General features: G+C 63.9%; 14 protein-coding genes. 3 read left to right on the forward strand and 11 right to left on the reverse strand.

Going from position 1 to position 16,029, the window contains the following annotated elements:
• Nucleotides 1-133: 133 nt before the first annotated feature.
• The 4 genes from N551_RS0102975 to N551_RS0102990 form a co-directional block, all read right to left on the reverse strand.
• On the reverse strand, nucleotides 134-394 hold the full coding sequence (locus tag N551_RS0102975; RefSeq protein WP_018453135.1) for a hypothetical protein: 261 nt from the start codon (nucleotides 392-394) through the stop codon (nucleotides 134-136).
• Nucleotides 395-562: 168 nt separating this feature from the next.
• Nucleotides 563-2,485, reverse strand: a complete 1,923-nt coding sequence (locus tag N551_RS0102980; RefSeq protein ID WP_027565676.1) for a propionyl-CoA synthetase — start codon at nucleotides 2,483-2,485, stop codon at nucleotides 563-565.
• A gap of 144 nt (nucleotides 2,486-2,629) precedes the next feature.
• Entirely contained in the window at nucleotides 2,630-4,015 is a 1,386-nt protein-coding gene (locus tag N551_RS0102985) for a tetratricopeptide repeat protein (RefSeq protein WP_027565677.1), read from the reverse strand.
• Nucleotides 4,016-4,161: 146 nt separating this feature from the next.
• Entirely contained in the window at nucleotides 4,162-4,920 is a 759-nt protein-coding gene (locus N551_RS0102990; protein ID WP_027565678.1) for a tetratricopeptide repeat protein, read from the reverse strand.
• 95 nt (nucleotides 4,921-5,015) lie between these two features.
• Between N551_RS0102990 and N551_RS0102995 the strand changes: the two genes are divergently transcribed.
• Both N551_RS0102995 and N551_RS0103000 read left to right on the forward strand, forming a co-directional pair.
• The gene (locus N551_RS0102995; protein ID WP_155809396.1) at nucleotides 5,016-6,593 is read left to right on the forward strand and encodes a sodium:proton antiporter; all 1,578 of its coding nucleotides are present in this window, start codon (nucleotides 5,016-5,018) and stop codon (nucleotides 6,591-6,593) included.
• Nucleotides 6,594-6,671: 78 nt separating this feature from the next.
• On the forward strand, nucleotides 6,672-7,442 hold the full coding sequence (locus N551_RS0103000; RefSeq protein WP_027565680.1) for a hypothetical protein: 771 nt from the start codon (nucleotides 6,672-6,674) through the stop codon (nucleotides 7,440-7,442).
• A 45-nt stretch (nucleotides 7,443-7,487) separates the two neighbouring features.
• On the opposite strand, the gene N551_RS0103005 is transcribed toward N551_RS0103000, so the two are convergent.
• The 5 genes from N551_RS0103005 to N551_RS0103025 all read right to left on the reverse strand — a co-directional run bounded on the left by N551_RS0103005 (nucleotide 7,488) and on the right by N551_RS0103025 (nucleotide 13,446).
• Nucleotides 7,488-8,294 (reverse strand): SDR family NAD(P)-dependent oxidoreductase, encoded by an 807-nt coding sequence (locus tag N551_RS0103005; protein ID WP_027565681.1) that lies wholly within the window; start codon nucleotides 8,292-8,294, stop codon nucleotides 7,488-7,490.
• Nucleotides 8,295-9,217: 923 nt separating this feature from the next.
• Complete coding sequence (locus N551_RS0103010; protein WP_035961029.1) at nucleotides 9,218-9,628, reverse strand: DUF1850 domain-containing protein; 411 nt, start codon at nucleotides 9,626-9,628, stop codon at nucleotides 9,218-9,220.
• Entirely contained in the window at nucleotides 9,589-11,697 is a 2,109-nt protein-coding gene (locus N551_RS0103015; protein ID WP_027565683.1) for a TRAP transporter permease, read from the reverse strand. Before N551_RS0103015 ends, N551_RS0103010 begins: the two co-directional genes overlap by 40 nt.
• 157 nt (nucleotides 11,698-11,854) lie before the next feature.
• Nucleotides 11,855-12,802, reverse strand: a complete 948-nt coding sequence (locus N551_RS0103020) for a TAXI family TRAP transporter solute-binding subunit (RefSeq protein ID WP_027565684.1) — start codon at nucleotides 12,800-12,802, stop codon at nucleotides 11,855-11,857.
• A 164-nt stretch (nucleotides 12,803-12,966) separates the two neighbouring features.
• The gene (locus tag N551_RS0103025; RefSeq protein WP_027565685.1) at nucleotides 12,967-13,446 is read right to left on the reverse strand and encodes a hypothetical protein; all 480 of its coding nucleotides are present in this window, start codon (nucleotides 13,444-13,446) and stop codon (nucleotides 12,967-12,969) included.
• A 194-nt stretch (nucleotides 13,447-13,640) separates the two neighbouring features.
• On the opposite strand from N551_RS0103025, the gene N551_RS0103030 reads away from it, so the two are divergent.
• Complete coding sequence (locus N551_RS0103030) at nucleotides 13,641-13,943, forward strand: hypothetical protein (RefSeq protein WP_027565686.1); 303 nt, start codon at nucleotides 13,641-13,643, stop codon at nucleotides 13,941-13,943.
• A gap of 150 nt (nucleotides 13,944-14,093) precedes the next feature.
• Here the strand turns inward: N551_RS0103030 and N551_RS0103035 are convergent, their stop codons facing one another.
• A complete protein-coding gene (locus N551_RS0103035) occupies nucleotides 14,094-15,308 on the reverse strand; it encodes a hypothetical protein (protein ID WP_027565687.1) in 1,215 nt (404 codons plus the stop codon).
• Nucleotides 15,309-15,376: 68 nt separating this feature from the next.
• Nucleotides 15,377-16,006: a CoA pyrophosphatase gene (locus N551_RS0103040; protein WP_027565688.1), complete on the reverse strand. Its 630-nt coding sequence runs from the start codon at nucleotides 16,004-16,006 to the stop codon at nucleotides 15,377-15,379.
• Nucleotides 16,007-16,029: the final 23 nt, after the last annotated feature.

Raw genomic sequence — 16,029 nt, forward strand, 5'->3', positions numbered from 1 at the left:
TTTTTGTGTGACGCAAGAAGCTTCAGCAACCGCGTCATTGCGAACGCAGCGAAAAGCAATCCAGATTGTCTCGACGGAGAGATCCTGGATTGCTTCGCTGCGCTCGCAATGACGGATAAGTGGAAAGCAGCCTCTACGGCCGGTCCGGATGGTTCAGCATGTATTCGCCGAGGTCGCGCTGGCGGCGGTCGGCGCGGGTGGTCGCGGAACTGCGCTGGACGTCGCGGTCCTTGCGGCAGGCTACGTATTCGGGCGAGCCGGCCGCATAGCCGCGGCTCTGGCAGACCGCGTCGTCATCGTCGCCGCCCATGGCCACCGGCGTCTGGTAGCGCGCGGAGCAGGCGGAGAGAATGAGGCCCGCAAATGCAATCGCTAGAAACGGCTTCGAATTCATGGCAGGCCCTTCATCCTCAGGGTGAGGAGCCCGCGCAGCGGGCGTCTCGAACCATGCAGGCCAAGCTGCAGCAGCGGGGCCTTTCATCCTTCGAGACGCGCGCAAGCGCGCTCCTCAGGATGAGGATTGAGCGGAAAAATGCGGCCTATTCAAGCCCCATTGCAAACCTCACACCCGCCCCTTCAGCGCATCGCCGATCTCGTCCAGCACCTTGGGGTCCTCGATCGTCGCCGGCATGGTCCAGGCTTCACCATCTGCGATCTTCTTGATGGTGCCGCGCAAGATCTTTCCGGATCGCGTCTTGGGCAGGCGGCCGACGGTGATGGCGAGCTTGAACGCGGCAACGGGACCGAGCTTGTCGCGCACCAGCGCGACGATCTCCTTCTCGATCTCGGCGGGGGCCCGCTTCACGCCCGCCTTGAGCACCAGGAAGCCGCAGGGTACCTCGCCCTTGATCGCGTCCTTGACGCCGAGCACGGCGCATTCGGCAACATCGGGATGCGAAGCCAGGATCTCCTCCATGCCGCCGGTGGAGAGCCGATGGCCGGCGACGTTGATGATGTCGTCGGTGCGTCCCATGACGAAGACATAGCCGTCTTCGTCCTTGTAGCCGGCATCCGACGTTTTGTAGTAGCCGGGGAATTCGGTGAGATAGGCTTCCTTGAAACGTTCGTCCTGATTCCAAAGCGTCGGCAGGCAGCCCGGCGGCATCGGCAGCTTGATGACGATCGAGCCCATGGTGTTCGGGCCGACCGGCTTTGCCGCTTCGTCGACCACATCGACCTGATAGCCCGGCATCGGCACCGTCGGCGAGCCGTGCTTCACCGGCAGCTGGCCTAAGCCGACCGGATTGCCGGCGATGCACCAGCCGGTTTCGGTCTGCCACCAATGGTCGATCACAGGCACTTTCAACTGCTGCTCCGCCCATTCCACCGTTGGCGGATCGGCGCGCTCGCCAGCCAGGAACAGCGTACGGAAGGTCGAGAGGTCGTATTGCCGGATGAATTTTCCTTCCGGATCTTCTTTCCGGATCGCGCGGAATGCGGTCGGCGCAGTGAAGAAGGCGACAGCTTTGTGCTCGCTGATCACACGCCAGAATGCGCCGGCATCGGGCGTGCCGACCGGCTTGCCCTCATACATGATCGAGGTCGCGCCGTGCAGCAGCGGGCCGTAGACGATGTAGCTGTGGCCGACCACCCAGCCGATGTCGGAGCCGCACCACCAGACCTCGCCCGGCTTGACGCCATAAAGGTTGAACATGGACCATTTCACCGCGACGAGGTGGCCGCCATTGTCGCGCACGACGCCCTTGGGAATGCCGGTCGTGCCTGACGTATAGAGGATATAGAGCGGATCGGTGGCGGCGACGGGCACGCAAGGCGCCTTCTTGCCGTCGTTCATCGCCTTGCGGCGCAGGCCCGCCCAATCATAGTCGCGGCCGGGCGTCAGGGCGCAGACGAGCTGCGAACGTTGCAGCACGATGCAGGCCTTCGGCTTTGCGCCCGCAAGCCTGATCGCCTCGTCGAGCAGCGGCTTGTACTGCACGATCCGGCCGGGCTCGATGCCGCAGCTCGCCGACAGGATCAATTTTGGCTGCGCATCGTCGATGCGGGTGGCGAGCTCTTTCGCGGCAAAGCCGCCGAACACCACGGAGTGCACCGCGCCAATGCGCGCGCAGGCGAGCATCGCGACGACGGCCTCCGGGACCATCGGCATATAGAGGATGACGCGATCGCCCTTGACGACACCAAAATCCTGCATGATGGCGGCGAGCGCCTGCACTTCGGCCAGCAGTTCCGCGTAGGTGAATTTGGTGACGTTATTTGCCAGCGGCGAATCATGGATCAGCGCGATCTGGTCGGCGCGGCCGCGTTCGACATGGCGGTCGAGCGCGTTGTAGCAGGTATTGACGACACCACCGCTGAACCAGCGACCGTAGACGCCCTGCGAGGGATCGAAGATCTTTTTCGGCGGCTCGATCCAGTCGATTTCCTTGGCCGCCTCGGCCCAAAAGCCCTCAGGGTCGGCCAGCGAGCGCGCATAAACCTCGTGATAGAGGCTCTTTCCGTCGACGTTCCCTCGGACGTTCATTCCCGCGCTCCCGTTCCCTTTATTCGCCTAGGCTTGACCTTGTGGCAGGACAAACGTCCCGCCATGACAGGGATCAAGTACCGGCCATGTTTGAGGGGTATTTTCCCGGGAACGGGCCGCGGTTCAAGCTGAAAAGAACAGTGCTCAGCTATCCATCGCATTGAGCCGCTGCAGCCGCTCCTGCATGACCTTCCTGAGATCATAGCCCGGGCGGCCGAAGCTCGTATTGCGGGTGGCGAGGAAGTCGCGTTGGGTGCGACGGAGGTCGCCGGCCGAGCGGGACCCGGCCGATTTCAGCACGCGCTCGTAAGTCTCGGCGATCTGGCGGTCGAGCACACCCAGTTGCGGAACGGCACAGATCACCTTCTCGACCTCGCGCTTCGCAGTGGCACAATCGAACGACGGGCCATTGCCGGAATTCGCAGCGAGCGGCCGCAGCGGCTCGCCGCCGAATTTCGCGATCTCCGCGATCATGGCGCTGCGTCCGGCGGCGGCGTTGTCATTGCCGGGATCGAGCCGCAGCGCGGTCTCGTAGTCGGCCAGCGCCTTCTTGCGTTCGCCCATCTTCTTGTAGAGCACGGCGCGGTTATTGTAGGTCTGCGCGAAATTCGGATCGAGTTTCAGCGCGGCCTCGTAATCGCTCAGCGCCGCGCCAAGCTCGCCCTTGAGGTGGTAGGAATCGCCGCGGTTTGTGAAGAAATTCGGCCGCGGTGCCAGCCGCAGCGCCTGATCGTAATCGGCAATCGCCTTGTCGTACTCGCCCATCGCGGCCAGCGACAGCCCGCGATTGTCGTAATATTCGGGCACCTTCGGATCGAGCCTGATCGCCTCGCCGTCGTCGGCAACCGCCTTGTCGAGCTGACCGAGCTTCTTGTAGGCGGCGCCACGATTGGTGTAGCTGCGCGGCCGGTTCGGATCGAGCCGCAACGCCTCGCTGAGATCGCGGACCGCCTTCTCGTTGTCGCCGCCGAGATAATAGGTCACGCCGCGGTCTGACCAGGCCTGTGCATTGTCCGGCTTTAGCTTGATCGCCTGATCGTAATCGGCAAGCGCGCGGTCGAGCCGGCGCTGGTTGGTGTAGACGACGCCGCGCAGCTCGTAAGATTCCGAATCCTGCGGATCGAGCTCGATGGCCTTGCTGAGGTCCGCCGCGGCGCGGTTGAGATCGCCGCCGGCCTCGCGGAGGAGATCGCCGCGCAGGCGCCAGGCTTTTGCGTTCTTGCCATCGAGCGCAATGGCGCGATCGATATCTCGCAGCGCCTGCGTGAGGCCGCCCGAGGTCCGCGCATTGGCGTCGGCGCGCACCAGCAACGCCGCGGCGCGATCGGAGGATGGAATTGAGGTCTGGTCAATGGTGGCGCTGCAGGCCGGGATCAGCTCAGCCGGAGCGGCCTTGCTCCCCATCACGCAATCGACGCCAGCCGAGGCAGGGGCGACGAGGACGACGCTCATTGCCGCGCTGAGCAGGAGCGAGAGAAACGAGATTTTTGCAAACGAGAGCATTTGCGCGGAAGGATGCGTGCCGCACATGGCATAGGGCTCCGGGACATCAGGCTTTCACCATTGTCGCGGCGGGGACGCGATGGGTTCAAAATTGAGCCAGTCAGGGGCGCACCAGCGCCCTTTTCACGAGAAGTCGTCATGCCCGGGCTTGAGGTTGCGGAGGCCCTAAAGCTTCAATACCCGTCCACCCCGTTGAGCCGCTGCAGCCGCTTCTGCATTGCCTTCTTCAAATCGTACCCCGGCCGGCCGAACCCGGCGTTGCGGCGGGCGATGAAATCGTCCTGCTCGCGCTGAAGCGCCTTCGCTTCGCCTGCATTGCGGGCTTCGCGCAACACGCGCGCGTTGGCGGCAAAGACCTCACGGTCGAGATCGGCGAGCTCGCGGTTGGCGCAGATCGCCTTCTCGACGGGACGGCGCGCACCCTTGCAAATGAAGCTGGGCTTGCCCGCGACCGCCATCTGCGCGCCGATCCGCTCGATCTCGCGTGCCATCGCCTTGTGGTTGACCTTGGCCTTCTCGTGGTTCGGATCGATCTTCAATGCCGCGCCGAAATCCTGCACCGCCTTGGGCTTGTCACCCTTCCTCAGCCAGAGCTCGCCCCGCGCGTTGAAGATATCGGCGAGACCGGAATCGAGCTCCAGGGCGCGGCTGTCGTCAGCGATTGCGCGGTCGACCTGATCATGCCGGGCAAACAGCGCGCCGCGCGCGATCAGCGCCTTGATCAGGTCGGCCTTCGCCGTCTTCTCATTGTCGATCACGGCGGCGCAGGCCGTGACGGCCTTGTCAATATCGTCGGCTGCGGCGGCCGCGAGGCACGGCGCGATGTCGACCTGCGGGACCGCGGCCGGTTCGCCGCCGGTCGCGGCATGAGCCACGACGAACGAGAGCGCGAAGAGCACCGCGGCGCCGGACCATTGAATGAGAAAACGCATGCTCGTCACAGTCGGAAAGTCTTGAGTTAAGGTCCGGGTTGAGGTCTTGCCTTGGGGCTGCACTATCCATCATACGGCCGGATTGGTGCTAGCTTGTGGCGCCGCTCAAATCGGTTTCGGGGATCAACGTGTCGACATTCGAATGGATCATCGTGCTTCTGCTCGGCGCCGTTGGATTATCGGCGCTGGCGCGGCGGATCAAGGTCCCCTACCCGACCTTTCTCGCGATCGGGGGTGCACTGATCGCCTTTGTGCCGTCGAGCCCGTCCTGGACGCTGGAGCCCGACCTGGCACTGGCTCTTTTTGTCGCACCGGTCCTGCTCGATGCCGCCTTCGACACCTCGCTGCGCGATCTCCGCAACAATTGGGTTCCAGTCGCCACCCTGGTCGTCGCCGCCGTCGGCCTGACCACGGCCGGCGTGGCCTACGTCGCGCACCGGCTGATGCCTGATATGCCCTGGCCCGCCGCGGTTGCGCTCGGCGCCATCGTGGCCCCGCCGGATGCGGCCGCCGCGGTTGCGATCCTGAGCCAGGTCAAGCTGCCTCATCGCATGGTGAAGGTCCTGGAAGGCGAGAGCCTGCTCAACGACGCGACCGCGCTCCTGATCTATCGCATCGCCGTCGGGACGGTTGCCACCGAGCATCTGGCATGGAGCCAGGTCGCGCCGACCATGGCGCTGGCGCTGGTCGGCAGCGTCGTCGCGGGCCTGGTCGCAGGCCGCATCATCCCGCTGTTCATGGAACGCGTGAAGGAAGCGCCGAGCGCGATCATCGTGCAGTTCGCCACCACCTTCATGGTCTGGATTGCCGCCGAGCATCTCGGTCTCTCCGGCATCCTCACCATCGTGGTCTACGGCATCACCATCGCGCGCACGGCGGGGGCACGCATGCCGGCGCGGCTGCGGGTGCCTTCCTATGCGGTGTGGGAGACTATGGTGTTCGTGCTCAACGTGCTCGCCTTCATGCTGATCGGCATGCAGATGCGGCCGATCTGGACGCGGCTCGATGCAGACGTGCGCTGGGAATATTGCGTGGCCGCGGCCTGGATCCTGCTCACCGTGGTCCTGGTGCGCCTGGCCTGGATCACATTCTACCGCACGACGCTGCGCGCGCTGATCGCGCACGGGATCTATCACCCCAAGGATCCGAAGCAGGTCGCCTCGCCCAAGGGCGGCCTCATCATCTCCTGGTGCGGTATGCGCGGCCTCGTCACGCTCGCCACCGCCTTTGCCTTGCCGGAAAACTTTCCGCATCGTGACTTCATCGTCTTCTCGGCGTTTGCCGTCGTGCTCGGCACGCTGGTCGTTCAGGGCCTGACGCTGCGGCCGCTGATCCTGGCGTTCGGCCTCAAAGATGACGATCCCGTCGGCATCGAGGTCGCGCGCGCCCGGGCCGTCGCCTATCGCGCGGCGCTCGACGCGATCGAGGACGATCCATCCGAGGAGGCTGAAATCCTGCGACTCGAATATCGCGCCATCCTGATGCAGGCGGACGACGATCCCCATGGCGGCATCACCAACGGCGAACTGCCCGCCGATCCGCTGCGCCGCCGAGGTATCGCGGCCGCGCGCAAATCGATCTTCGACCTTCGCGCCAGGGAAGTGATCGGCGACGATGCGTTCCATCGGATCGAGGAAGAGCTCGATCGCGCAGAATTGAGCGCAGGGGGTTAAATCCCAATCCCCCAACAAGAGCCCCGCACAGGTGGCTAGGGGCTTGAACCAAACGCCGCCTCTCCAGACTCATCCCTCATGACGACCCTGATCGACGACCGTCGTGTGCGCGCGCGAGATGCGTCGCCCGCACGATATTTCTATCTCCACATGTCCCTGGCCTGCGCTGTCACCGCTTTTCTCGGCTTCGCACCGACCTATTTTGTGCCGCTGGCGCAACGGACGTTGTCCGCAAGCCCCGTCATTCATTTCCACGGTCTCTTGTTCTTCACCTGGTCTCTCTATTTCGTGATCCAGACCTGGCTCGCCGCCTCAGGCCGCGTGGTCAATCACCGTGCGCTCGGCATCGCCGGCGTTTCGCTCGCGACCGCGATGACGATCTTCGGCTTCCTCGCCTCCGTCCATGTGATGCAGCATTCCGCGGCGCTCGGACAGAAAGAGGCCGGCATCGCCTTCGCGATCGTGCCGATGAGCGGGATCGCGTTCTTCGCTGGTGTATTCGTGCTCGCGATCATGAACACGCGAAAGCCGGAGATTCACAAACGCCTGATGCTGCTCGCCGCGGTCTCCATCCTCGATGCCGCGATCGCGCGCTGGTTTCTCACCTTCCTCGCGCCTTCGGGACCGCCCGGGCCGCCGCCGGTGCCCGTCACCATCGCGCCGGCCGTGGTCGCCTCGCTGCTGCTCGTCGTCGCCATGGTACGCGACTGGCGCACCGAAGGCCGGGTGCATCCGGTCTACATCACCGGCACGCTCGCGATGCTGGCGGTGAAGGTCCTGAATTGGCCGGTCAGCGAGACCGCGGCGTGGCATTCGTTTGCCGGCGGGATCCTGGCGCTGGCGCAATAAGGTTCAGCCGTCGTCCTGGCGAAGGCCAGGGCGGCGAGCAAGGAGCTACGCCCCCGCCTTGCACGTGATCCCGCCGTCCACCACGAGCTCGATCCCCGTCACATATTTCGCTTCGTCCGAGGCCAGGAACAGCGCGGCGTTGGCGACGTCGAAGGCGTCGCCCATGTGGCCCATCGGCACTTGCGCATCGCGCGCGCGCCACATCGCCTCGACGTCGCCCTTGGCATAGCTGTTCGCAAGACCTGCGGAATGTTCCACCATCGGCGTCTTCATCAGGCCGGGCAGGATCGCGTTGACGCGGACATGGTGGTGCGCAAACTCGATCGCGGTGGTGCGGGTCATCTGGTTCATCGCCGCTTTCGAAGTGCCGTAAGTGACGTAGGAGATACCCATGTGGCGGATCGAGGCGATCGAGGAGATGTTGATGATGGAGCCGCCACCCTGTTTCACCATCACGGGGATGACGTGCTTCATGGCGAAATAGGCACTCTTGAGGTTGACGCTGAAGACGCGGTCCCAGCTCTCCTCGGTCACTTCGACCACGCTGCCCATCTCGGCGATGCCGACATTGTTGTCGAGGACGTCGATGCGGCCGTAGGCCTTCAGGCACGCCGCGACCATCGCCTCGACCTCGCGCGCACGCGAGACGTCGGCCGTAAACGCGTTCGCCTTGCCGCCTTCGTCCGTGATGATCTTCGCGGTCTCCTCGGCAGCTGCGCCGTTGCGATCGACGCAAAACACCTGCGCGCCCTCGCGCGCAAAGGTGACCGCGGTGGCCTTGCCGTTGCCCCAACCCGGTCCGATCGAGCCGGCGCCCACCACCATCGCAACCTTGCCCTTGAGCCGATCCATCGCATTTCTCCTTTGCTGTTCTTGTAGCCCGGATGGAGCGCAGCGCAATCCGGGGCGACTGTTCCCGGATTACGCTTCGCTCCATCCGGCTACGGACGATTGCATTCAAGCGCCGCACTATGAACGAAAGATCGTCCAGATCTTGTCAAGGCAATAGCGGGCTATCTTCGCTATCCAAGGACTGATCGGGCTCGGGAGTTCTTTCGGTGCCGCACTCATCTCGCTTGGCCAAACAAAATTGACGGTCACTGACACATTTCCCGTAGTCGGAAGCGACGATTTCTCGAACGCCTCACCTTTATTCGTCAGCTTTTTCCTGCGGACCTGCACGGCAGGCTTGGTCTTGGAAGTCCTAGGCATGGGCTCTCCTTCGCGCGCCACCTGCTGTGGCGAGCTATTGGCTCTCATCTGCATCAGAACTCGCTCGCCGCTTCACTCTCGGAGCCAGGCAAAAGACCGCCCTGCCCACATCGCTGTAGGTTTCGAACCGACAATCGCTTTATGAAGCGTCGCCTACGTGCACACCGCCGCCGATTTGCACGCTCGCTCCGTTTTCAAGACCCCGCTGGTCTCAAATCGTGGGCGCCGCGAACGACTTAAGGGATACACCATGCGGAAAGACTCGCAATGGAATTGATTCACACTTGAGGCATCAAAAAACTTGATCTGCGTTAACGCCGCGCGCGACTTGTGCACAGGCTTCAGAGCAAGTTTCTGGATTCGTGCACAGAATCGAAGGTGCCGCGCCTCGTGTGACAATTCTCAGCCGCTGCCAAAAATTTTTTACAAAAGCGTCACGCGCGCGACGCGCGGGCGATTTTTCCAAATGCATGGCGTCACTATGTCGATAAGTGATTAGCGAGACACCGCTTTTTGAGTCTCGTTTCCAGCAAATCAGATGCGGTGAACCCTAGGCAATCGAATTAGGGTTCGCAGACGCTCATCTTTGTGACGTTAGCACCAATGGGATGACCGGCAATCTCGGACAACGTCCGGCACTTGCCGTCATGGCATAGCCGCCATTCGCCAGCCGCGCCGGAATTGCCCAGCACGACCTCCGGCATCGGCGCGCGCGCAGGCTTCCATTGAAACCAGCCGTCGACGAGGCGCGCCTCGGGCGGCGGCTCCATGCCGGGGCCGGTGCCCTTCACGCGTGCCTGCGTCAGTTCGAGCCCGGCGGGGGTGACGCGCCAGTCTTCCTGCCAGTCGACCTTCGCGATCGAATGCGTCCACACCAGCGTGAACGCGGACAGCGCCAGCGCCTTCACGCCTGAGGCTGTGACGAAGCAGAGGCTCACACCGCCTCGACCGGCGCCGGCGGACGCCGACGCCACTGCCACAGCACGATGGCCGCTGCGAGCAGGAAGCCCGCGGTGTCGCTGAACGGGAAGTCCCCGAGCAGGCAGAGCGCAGCACCGAGCGCGACCAGACGTTCGAGGAACGTCAGGCGCGTGAACAAAAAGCCGATCGCGACCATGCCGAACAGCGCGATCGCCACCATCGCCTTGAGAGTCGCCAATGCCACCGCGCCGTAGAAGCCGAGCTTGGCCGCCATGGGATCGCCGCCCTGCAGCATCAGCGCCGGCGAATAGACGAATATGAAGGGGATGACGTAGCCGGCGAGCGCGATGCGCATCGCCTCCCAACCGATCTTGTCCGGATTCTCCTTCGCGATCGGTGCTGCGGCTAACGCCGCCAGCGCCACCGGCGGCGAGAGGTCTGCCATGATGCCGTAATAGAACGCGAACATGTGGCTCGCGATCAGGGGCACGCCAAGCTTGGCCAGCGCGGGCGCCGCGAGCGCTGCCGTGATGATGTAGGTCGGAATGGTCGGGATGCCGGTGCCGAGCAGGATCGACAGCAGCATGGTCATGATCAGCGCCAGGAACAGGCTCTTCTCGCCGAGGCCGATCACCCAGCCGCCGAAGATGGTGCCGACGCCGGTCTGCGACATCATGCCGATGATGACGCCGACAATGGCGCAAGCCATGCCGACGGTGATGGCGGATTTCGCGCTTTCAGCCAGCGCATCGCGGCAGGCGCGCAGGGCGGAAAATCCACCGCGCACGAACGCAGTGACCACGATCAGCGCGACGACGACGCAGGCGACCGGCACGATCTGAAGGCCGTCGCGCGAGAGCGCGGCGACGACGAGCGCGAGCCCGATCCAGAAGATATAGCGGATCGCCATCGAAGGCGCGCCCGTCGTGATGGCGGTGCCAAGGATCAGCGCCACCGTCAGCGCAAGGCCCATGCTGCCGGCATAGAGCGGCGTAAAGCCTTCGAACAGCATGTAGACCAGCGCCGCGAGCGGCAGCACGAGGTACCAGCGCGTCACCAGCGCCTTCCAGGCGCTTGGAATCTCCGAGCGCTTCATGCCGGTGAGGCCGTGCTTGCCGGCTTCCAGATGCACCATCCAGAAGGCGGAGGCGAAATAGAGCATCGCGGGAATCGCGGCGGCTTTCACGATCTCCGAATACTGGACGCCGAGTGTCTCCGCCATGATGAAGGCAACCGCGCCCATGACCGGCGGCATGATCTGTCCGCCCATCGAGGCCGTCGCCTCGACGCCGGCCGCGAACGCGCGGCGATAGCCGAACCTGATCATCAGCGGAATCGTGAACTGGCCGACGGTGACGACGTTGGCGACGCCGGAGCCGGAGATCGTGCCCATCATGCCCGAGGCGAACACCGCGACCTTGGCCGGGCCGCCGCGGGTCCTGCCGAATAATCCAAGGGAAACGTCGGTGAAGAGCTGGATCATGCCGGCGCGCTCCAGAAACGAGCCGAACAGGATGAACAGGAAGATGTAGGTCGCCGAGACGTAGATCGGCACGCCGTAGAAGCCCTCGGTGCCGAACGACAGATGCGTGACGATCTGGTCGAAATCATAGCCGCGATGGTTGAGCGGCGACGGCAGATACTGGCCGAAAAACCAGTAGACGAGACAGGCGCCGCACATCAGCGGGAGCGCCGCGCCCATGAGCCGCCGCGTGCCTTCGAAGATCAGGACGGCGAGCAGCGTGCCGACCACGAGATCGAGGCGCGTCGGATCGCCGTCACGTGCGATCAGATCCGCATAGAAGATCCATTGATAGAGCCCGCACAGAAAGCCCGCGCCGCCGATCAGCCAGCCGATCGCGCGGCCGACATCGCTTTTGGCAGTGAAATTGCCGATCAGGCCGAAGGTGAGGAGGATGAGGAAGCCGACATGGACGCCGCGCACCACCTGGCTCGGCAGATAGTTGAAGGCCGCGACATAAAGCTGGAAGGTCGCGAAGGCGATGCCGATCCAGTACGCGAGCGTGCCCCACCAGCCCGGGCCAAAACCTTCCGGAAAACCGTGCTCGAAATTGTCGAACTCGACCTTGATGGGCGCTTCGCTGCCCTCTGCCTGCAACATCGATATGACCCCAACCGTCCAGCGCTTATAACATTGCACGACGCCTCCAGACCGTCATGGCCGGGCTTGTCCCGGGCATCCACGGACTTTCTCGCCTGCTCCTAGAACGTGGATGGCCGGGACAAGCCCGGCCATGACGCCCGATAACGAAAGCTGATTACTTGATCAGCCCTTTTTCCTTGTAATAGCGGATCGCGCCGGGGTGCAGCGGAACCGGGCTGCCGCTGGCGGCCGTCTCGAGCTTGATCTCCTTGCCGGCCGCATGCGCGTTGGCGAGCTCGGGCAGCGACTCGTAGACCAGTTTTGTCATCTGGTAGGCGAGATCGTCCGACACCGCCGAGCTGGTGACGAGGTAGTTGACCACGGCGGCGGTCGGCACATCCTTGTCCTGCCCGGTGTAGGTGTTGGCGGGAATGGTCGCCGCGATGAAGGGCAGGCCGATCTTGTCGACGGTCTCCTTCGGCACCGACACCACCGTGATCGGGCTCGAGGTCGACAGATCCTTCAGCGAGGCCACGCCGAGGCCGGCCGATTGCAGCGTCGCGCCGAGCTGGCGGTTCTTCATGAGATCGACGGATTCGGCAAACGGCAGATACTCCACCTTGCCGAGATCCTTGTAGCTCATGCCGGCCGCTGCCAGGATCGCGCGCGAATTGAGCTCCGTGCCCGATTTCGGCGCGCCGACCGACAGGCTCTTGCCCTTGAGGTCCGCCAGCGTCTTGATGCCGCTCTCGGCGGTCGCGACGATCTGGATGTAGTTCGGATAGATCGCGCCGATGGTCCTGAGCTTGTCGAGCTTGGACTTGAAGCCCGCCTCCTCGTCACCGTCCCAGGCCGCTTTCAGCGAGTCGCCCAGCGTGAACGCGATCTCGCCGCGGCCCTGCTGGAGCAGGATCAGATTCTCGACTGACGCCTTGGTGGCCTGCACCTGCGTCTTCACGTTCGGAATCTTGTCGCCGTAGATCTTCCCGATCGCGACCCCGAGCGGATAGTAGACGCCGGAGGTGCCGCCGGTCAGCACGTTGATGAAGGATTGCGCCTGCGCGCAAGGCGCGGAGGCCGCCAGCGCAAGAGCCGCGGCGACGCCGAAAATCGTCCGTTTCATGATCTTTCCACTCCCCAAACCGGCCGGGAAGTTGGCCGGATGAAGGGAGCGGGTCAACCCATCCAAAAGTCAAAACAGGACTGCGGTAAATGGCTGTGCTGGCTCGATTTTTGGGGAACTCGGCGGGTGCGGCGAGGTGGCGCAGCCAGGTCGGGACAGCCCCCTCACTGGAAGGTCATGTCCAGGCATTTGGAGATGTCGGAGCCGAGGCCCGAGGAGATGATGATGCAGCCGCGCACCTTCTGCGCGCCCACGTCGGCAGCCCAGACCGAGTAGCCGCCGGGGCCGAAGAACGAATTGGTGTTCGGTGGCTCGGTCTCGGTGGCGTCGAAATCGTAATGGCCGTCGGTCTCGAAGATGCGCGGCTTCTTGGTGCAGGCGCCGTCGGTCTGGACGTTGATGACTTCCTTGTTGTCGCGGGTCAGCGCCAGCGAGACCTGGCAGCGGAAATATTCCGAGGTCTTGGTGTTGAAGAGATAAGTGTAGGACTTGCAGGTCGCGGTGTTCAGCTTGCCCGGGGCCAGGCCGCGGCTGCACGAAATCCGCTGGTTGTGGCTGAGCTGGTAATCATCGGCCCGGGCGGCCGGCGTGAGCGCCGTCAGCAACAGGCCGGCGGCCCAGCAAGCTTTCATGACGAGGTTCATTCGAATCATCCCCTACCCAATGTTTTTGTCGAATTGCGTTCTAGACGGAAAGCGGAACATAGTCGCGCGGGGACGAAGGGAAAATCACAAACTGCTGGGCAAGACGTGATGCGCTGCGGCGCTTTCGCAAATTGACCCGGATGCATCGTTCGTGATTTGTTCAAGCCGGGCGCCTCGATGGGGAGGATAGGGTGATGGCAATTTCAACAAAGATCTTTTTGGTGACGGCCGTGCTCGGCGCGTTTGCTGCGCCCGCATTGGCGCAGACCGCTGCGACACCTTGGGAGCTCAAGCCCGACACCGGCTACGCCTATGACAAGGACGGCAAGACCTTTTCCTACAAGATGGGCACCAGCAATGCCGGTGAACTTCTGAAGGGCGCCAAGAAGGTACCGAAAGGCACGCTGTTCTTCATCGGCCACAACGGCCAGCTCTACATGCGCAGCGGCCCGTATCTGGAAGGCGACGGCAAGTTCAAGTTCGGGTCGGATCAGTAGGGACGGGACGGCGGGCGACAGCGCCGCCACACTCGGTGTCATCGTCCGCGAAGGCGGACGATCCAGTATTCCAGAGGCGGTTGTGCTTAAACCGAAACGCCGCGGCGTACTGGATGCCCCGCCTGCGCGTGGCATGACAGCTACCGCCGCCTAAAACGCCCCCGCGAGCTCCCGCGCGCCGGCATTGTTGCTGTTGCTGTCCATCCTCGTATCCGTCACCGCCAGCAGCTTCGCCACCGTGTTGTGGCGGATCGCGACCGGGTTGCGCTCGTAGCCGCCGCGCTGGAAGAAGTTCGACGTCGGCACCTGCTCGCGCATCGCCTGCGGCATCGTCACCATGTCGAGGCCGGTGCCGTCGCCGGTGAGGTTCATCATCTCGAGCTCGGCCGCGCTGAGCGGGCGGCTATAGCCCTTGGCGCGCGCGAACAGCACCGACGTCAGCAGCTTGTGGGTCTGCAGCATCGGCCCGATATCGATGTCGAGCACCATGGCATGCATGGCCCAGCCCTGCGCGGTGTTGCCGATCTTCTCGTGCTCCGACCAAGTGTCGGGCACCGATTTGGCGTGCGCCACCATTTTCTTGAGAACGGTGAGCTTGTGCTCGAGCGACTGGCGCGCCGGGCCCGAGGTCCGCGCGACCTTATCGGAGAGCGCGCGGATGAACTCATGGCCTTGCTCGGCCAGCAGCTCGACGCTGTTGGTCGTCAGCAGCTGGTTGTAGCCCATCGCGGTCGAAATGGCGCGCTTGCCGCCATGCTCGATTCCCGCCTGCACGTCATAACTGCCGGTGCCGCCGGTCTCGAACGCATAGACCCGCACCGCCTGCTCGCGCGTCAGCCCCGAGGCCAGCGCGTAGCGTGCATAGACGCGCTTGAATTCGACTTCGTTGGACGGCCGCTGCGGCGTGAACTGGTAGAGTTCCTGCGCCGCGCGCAGCAGATCGGCGACCACGGGGATCGGCTTTTTCGTCGGGCGGTCCGGGGTTTCCTCCGGCTCCGGATTCACTGGCCGTTTCGGCCCGTTATAAAGCGGCGGATGCTCCAGCACGTAATCGTCGAGCGTGATCTGCTGCCCGCTGCGCCGCTTGGCGTTGCGACCTTTCCGCTTCTCGGAGATCTGGCTCCAATAGGCGCCAGCTTCCTCGTCGAAGGCCGCACGCGCCGCCTGATACTCCTGCAGCTTGCGGCGATATTCCAGCACGGCGGGCGACGCACCGCCTTGCGCGAAAAATTGCGACAACAGCTGGGCTTTGGCATTCCGGACGGCCGGCGGCAGCGCGTCGGATTCGCCACCGCGCGCAGCGGGCGCGAGCAGGACGAGCGCGAGTGGAACCAGTCTCACGGCATTTCGAATCGATTGATGCATGCTGCCCTCTTAGCAGGCATCCGGTAACCGTCACGTTAACACGTCGTTTACCTCGTTTTCGCCTCGCGTCACTTCCAGGCGAATACCGGCTGTTCCAGCTCGGTGACGCGGGTGTGCCGCCCCGCCAGCACCTCGCGGAACTGGTAGATCAGGGCCGCCGTCGGCGCGTGGATCAGGCTCGACTGATGATGAAAGCGGATCACGCGGCGCGTGCTCTCGGGGATCGCGACGAAATCGAAAGCGTCGGAGCGTTCGACCGTCGCAAGCGCGATGCGATGGACGGAAGCGACCTCGTCCGGGTTTGGTTTGATCGCGGCACTATCGGCGGCCCAGACCACGACTGGCGTAATCAGATAGCCCGAGCGGGTCGGATAATCATCGAGCGTGCCGAGCACCTCCGCGCTGGTGAGGTGGAGGCCTAGCTCCTCGTCGAGCTCGCGCAGCGCCGCCTCGACCGGCGTCTCGCCGGCATCGCAGCGTCCACCGGGCAAGGCCCATTGACCGCGATGGGCGCGCAGATGCGATGCGCGCAGCGTGAGCAGCAACGCCGTGTCATCGCTCTCGCTGGCCGCAGTCAGCGCAACTGCCACCGCGGCGCGCTTCAACGCCGCCGGCGCTTCGTCCTCCGGCAGCCGCGTGAAGGCCGCGCAGGCGGCCGCGATATTCCGCCGTGTGGCATCGTCGAACGGTCTCATGATGCTTGACTACACCACGTCCGGCC

The organism is Bradyrhizobium sp. URHA0013, assembly GCF_000518345.1.
Classification (GTDB): Bacteria; Pseudomonadota; Alphaproteobacteria; order Rhizobiales; family Xanthobacteraceae; genus Bradyrhizobium.

Excerpts from the sequence above, each read along its gene's own strand:
- N551_RS0102975 (WP_018453135.1), bottom strand. The coding sequence starts at position 394 with ATGAATTCGAAGCCGTTTCTAGCGATTGCATTTGCGGGCCTCATTCTC.
- N551_RS0102980 (WP_027565676.1), bottom strand. The coding sequence starts at position 2,485 with ATGAACGTCCGAGGGAACGTCGACGGAAAGAGCCTCTATCACGAGGTT.
- N551_RS0102985 (WP_027565677.1), bottom strand. The coding sequence starts at position 4,015 with ATGTGCGGCACGCATCCTTCCGCGCAAATGCTCTCGTTTGCAAAAATC.
- N551_RS0102990 (WP_027565678.1), bottom strand. The coding sequence starts at position 4,920 with ATGCGTTTTCTCATTCAATGGTCCGGCGCCGCGGTGCTCTTCGCGCTC.
- N551_RS0103000 (WP_027565680.1), top strand. The coding sequence starts at position 6,672 with ATGACGACCCTGATCGACGACCGTCGTGTGCGCGCGCGAGATGCGTCG.
- N551_RS0103005 (WP_027565681.1), bottom strand. The coding sequence starts at position 8,294 with ATGGATCGGCTCAAGGGCAAGGTTGCGATGGTGGTGGGCGCCGGCTCG.
- N551_RS0103015 (WP_027565683.1), bottom strand. The coding sequence starts at position 11,697 with ATGTTGCAGGCAGAGGGCAGCGAAGCGCCCATCAAGGTCGAGTTCGAC.
- N551_RS0103020 (WP_027565684.1), bottom strand. The coding sequence starts at position 12,802 with ATGAAACGGACGATTTTCGGCGTCGCCGCGGCTCTTGCGCTGGCGGCC.
- N551_RS0103025 (WP_027565685.1), bottom strand. The coding sequence starts at position 13,446 with ATGAACCTCGTCATGAAAGCTTGCTGGGCCGCCGGCCTGTTGCTGACG.
- N551_RS0103030 (WP_027565686.1), top strand. The coding sequence starts at position 13,641 with ATGGCAATTTCAACAAAGATCTTTTTGGTGACGGCCGTGCTCGGCGCG.
- N551_RS0103035 (WP_027565687.1), bottom strand. The coding sequence starts at position 15,308 with ATGCATCAATCGATTCGAAATGCCGTGAGACTGGTTCCACTCGCGCTC.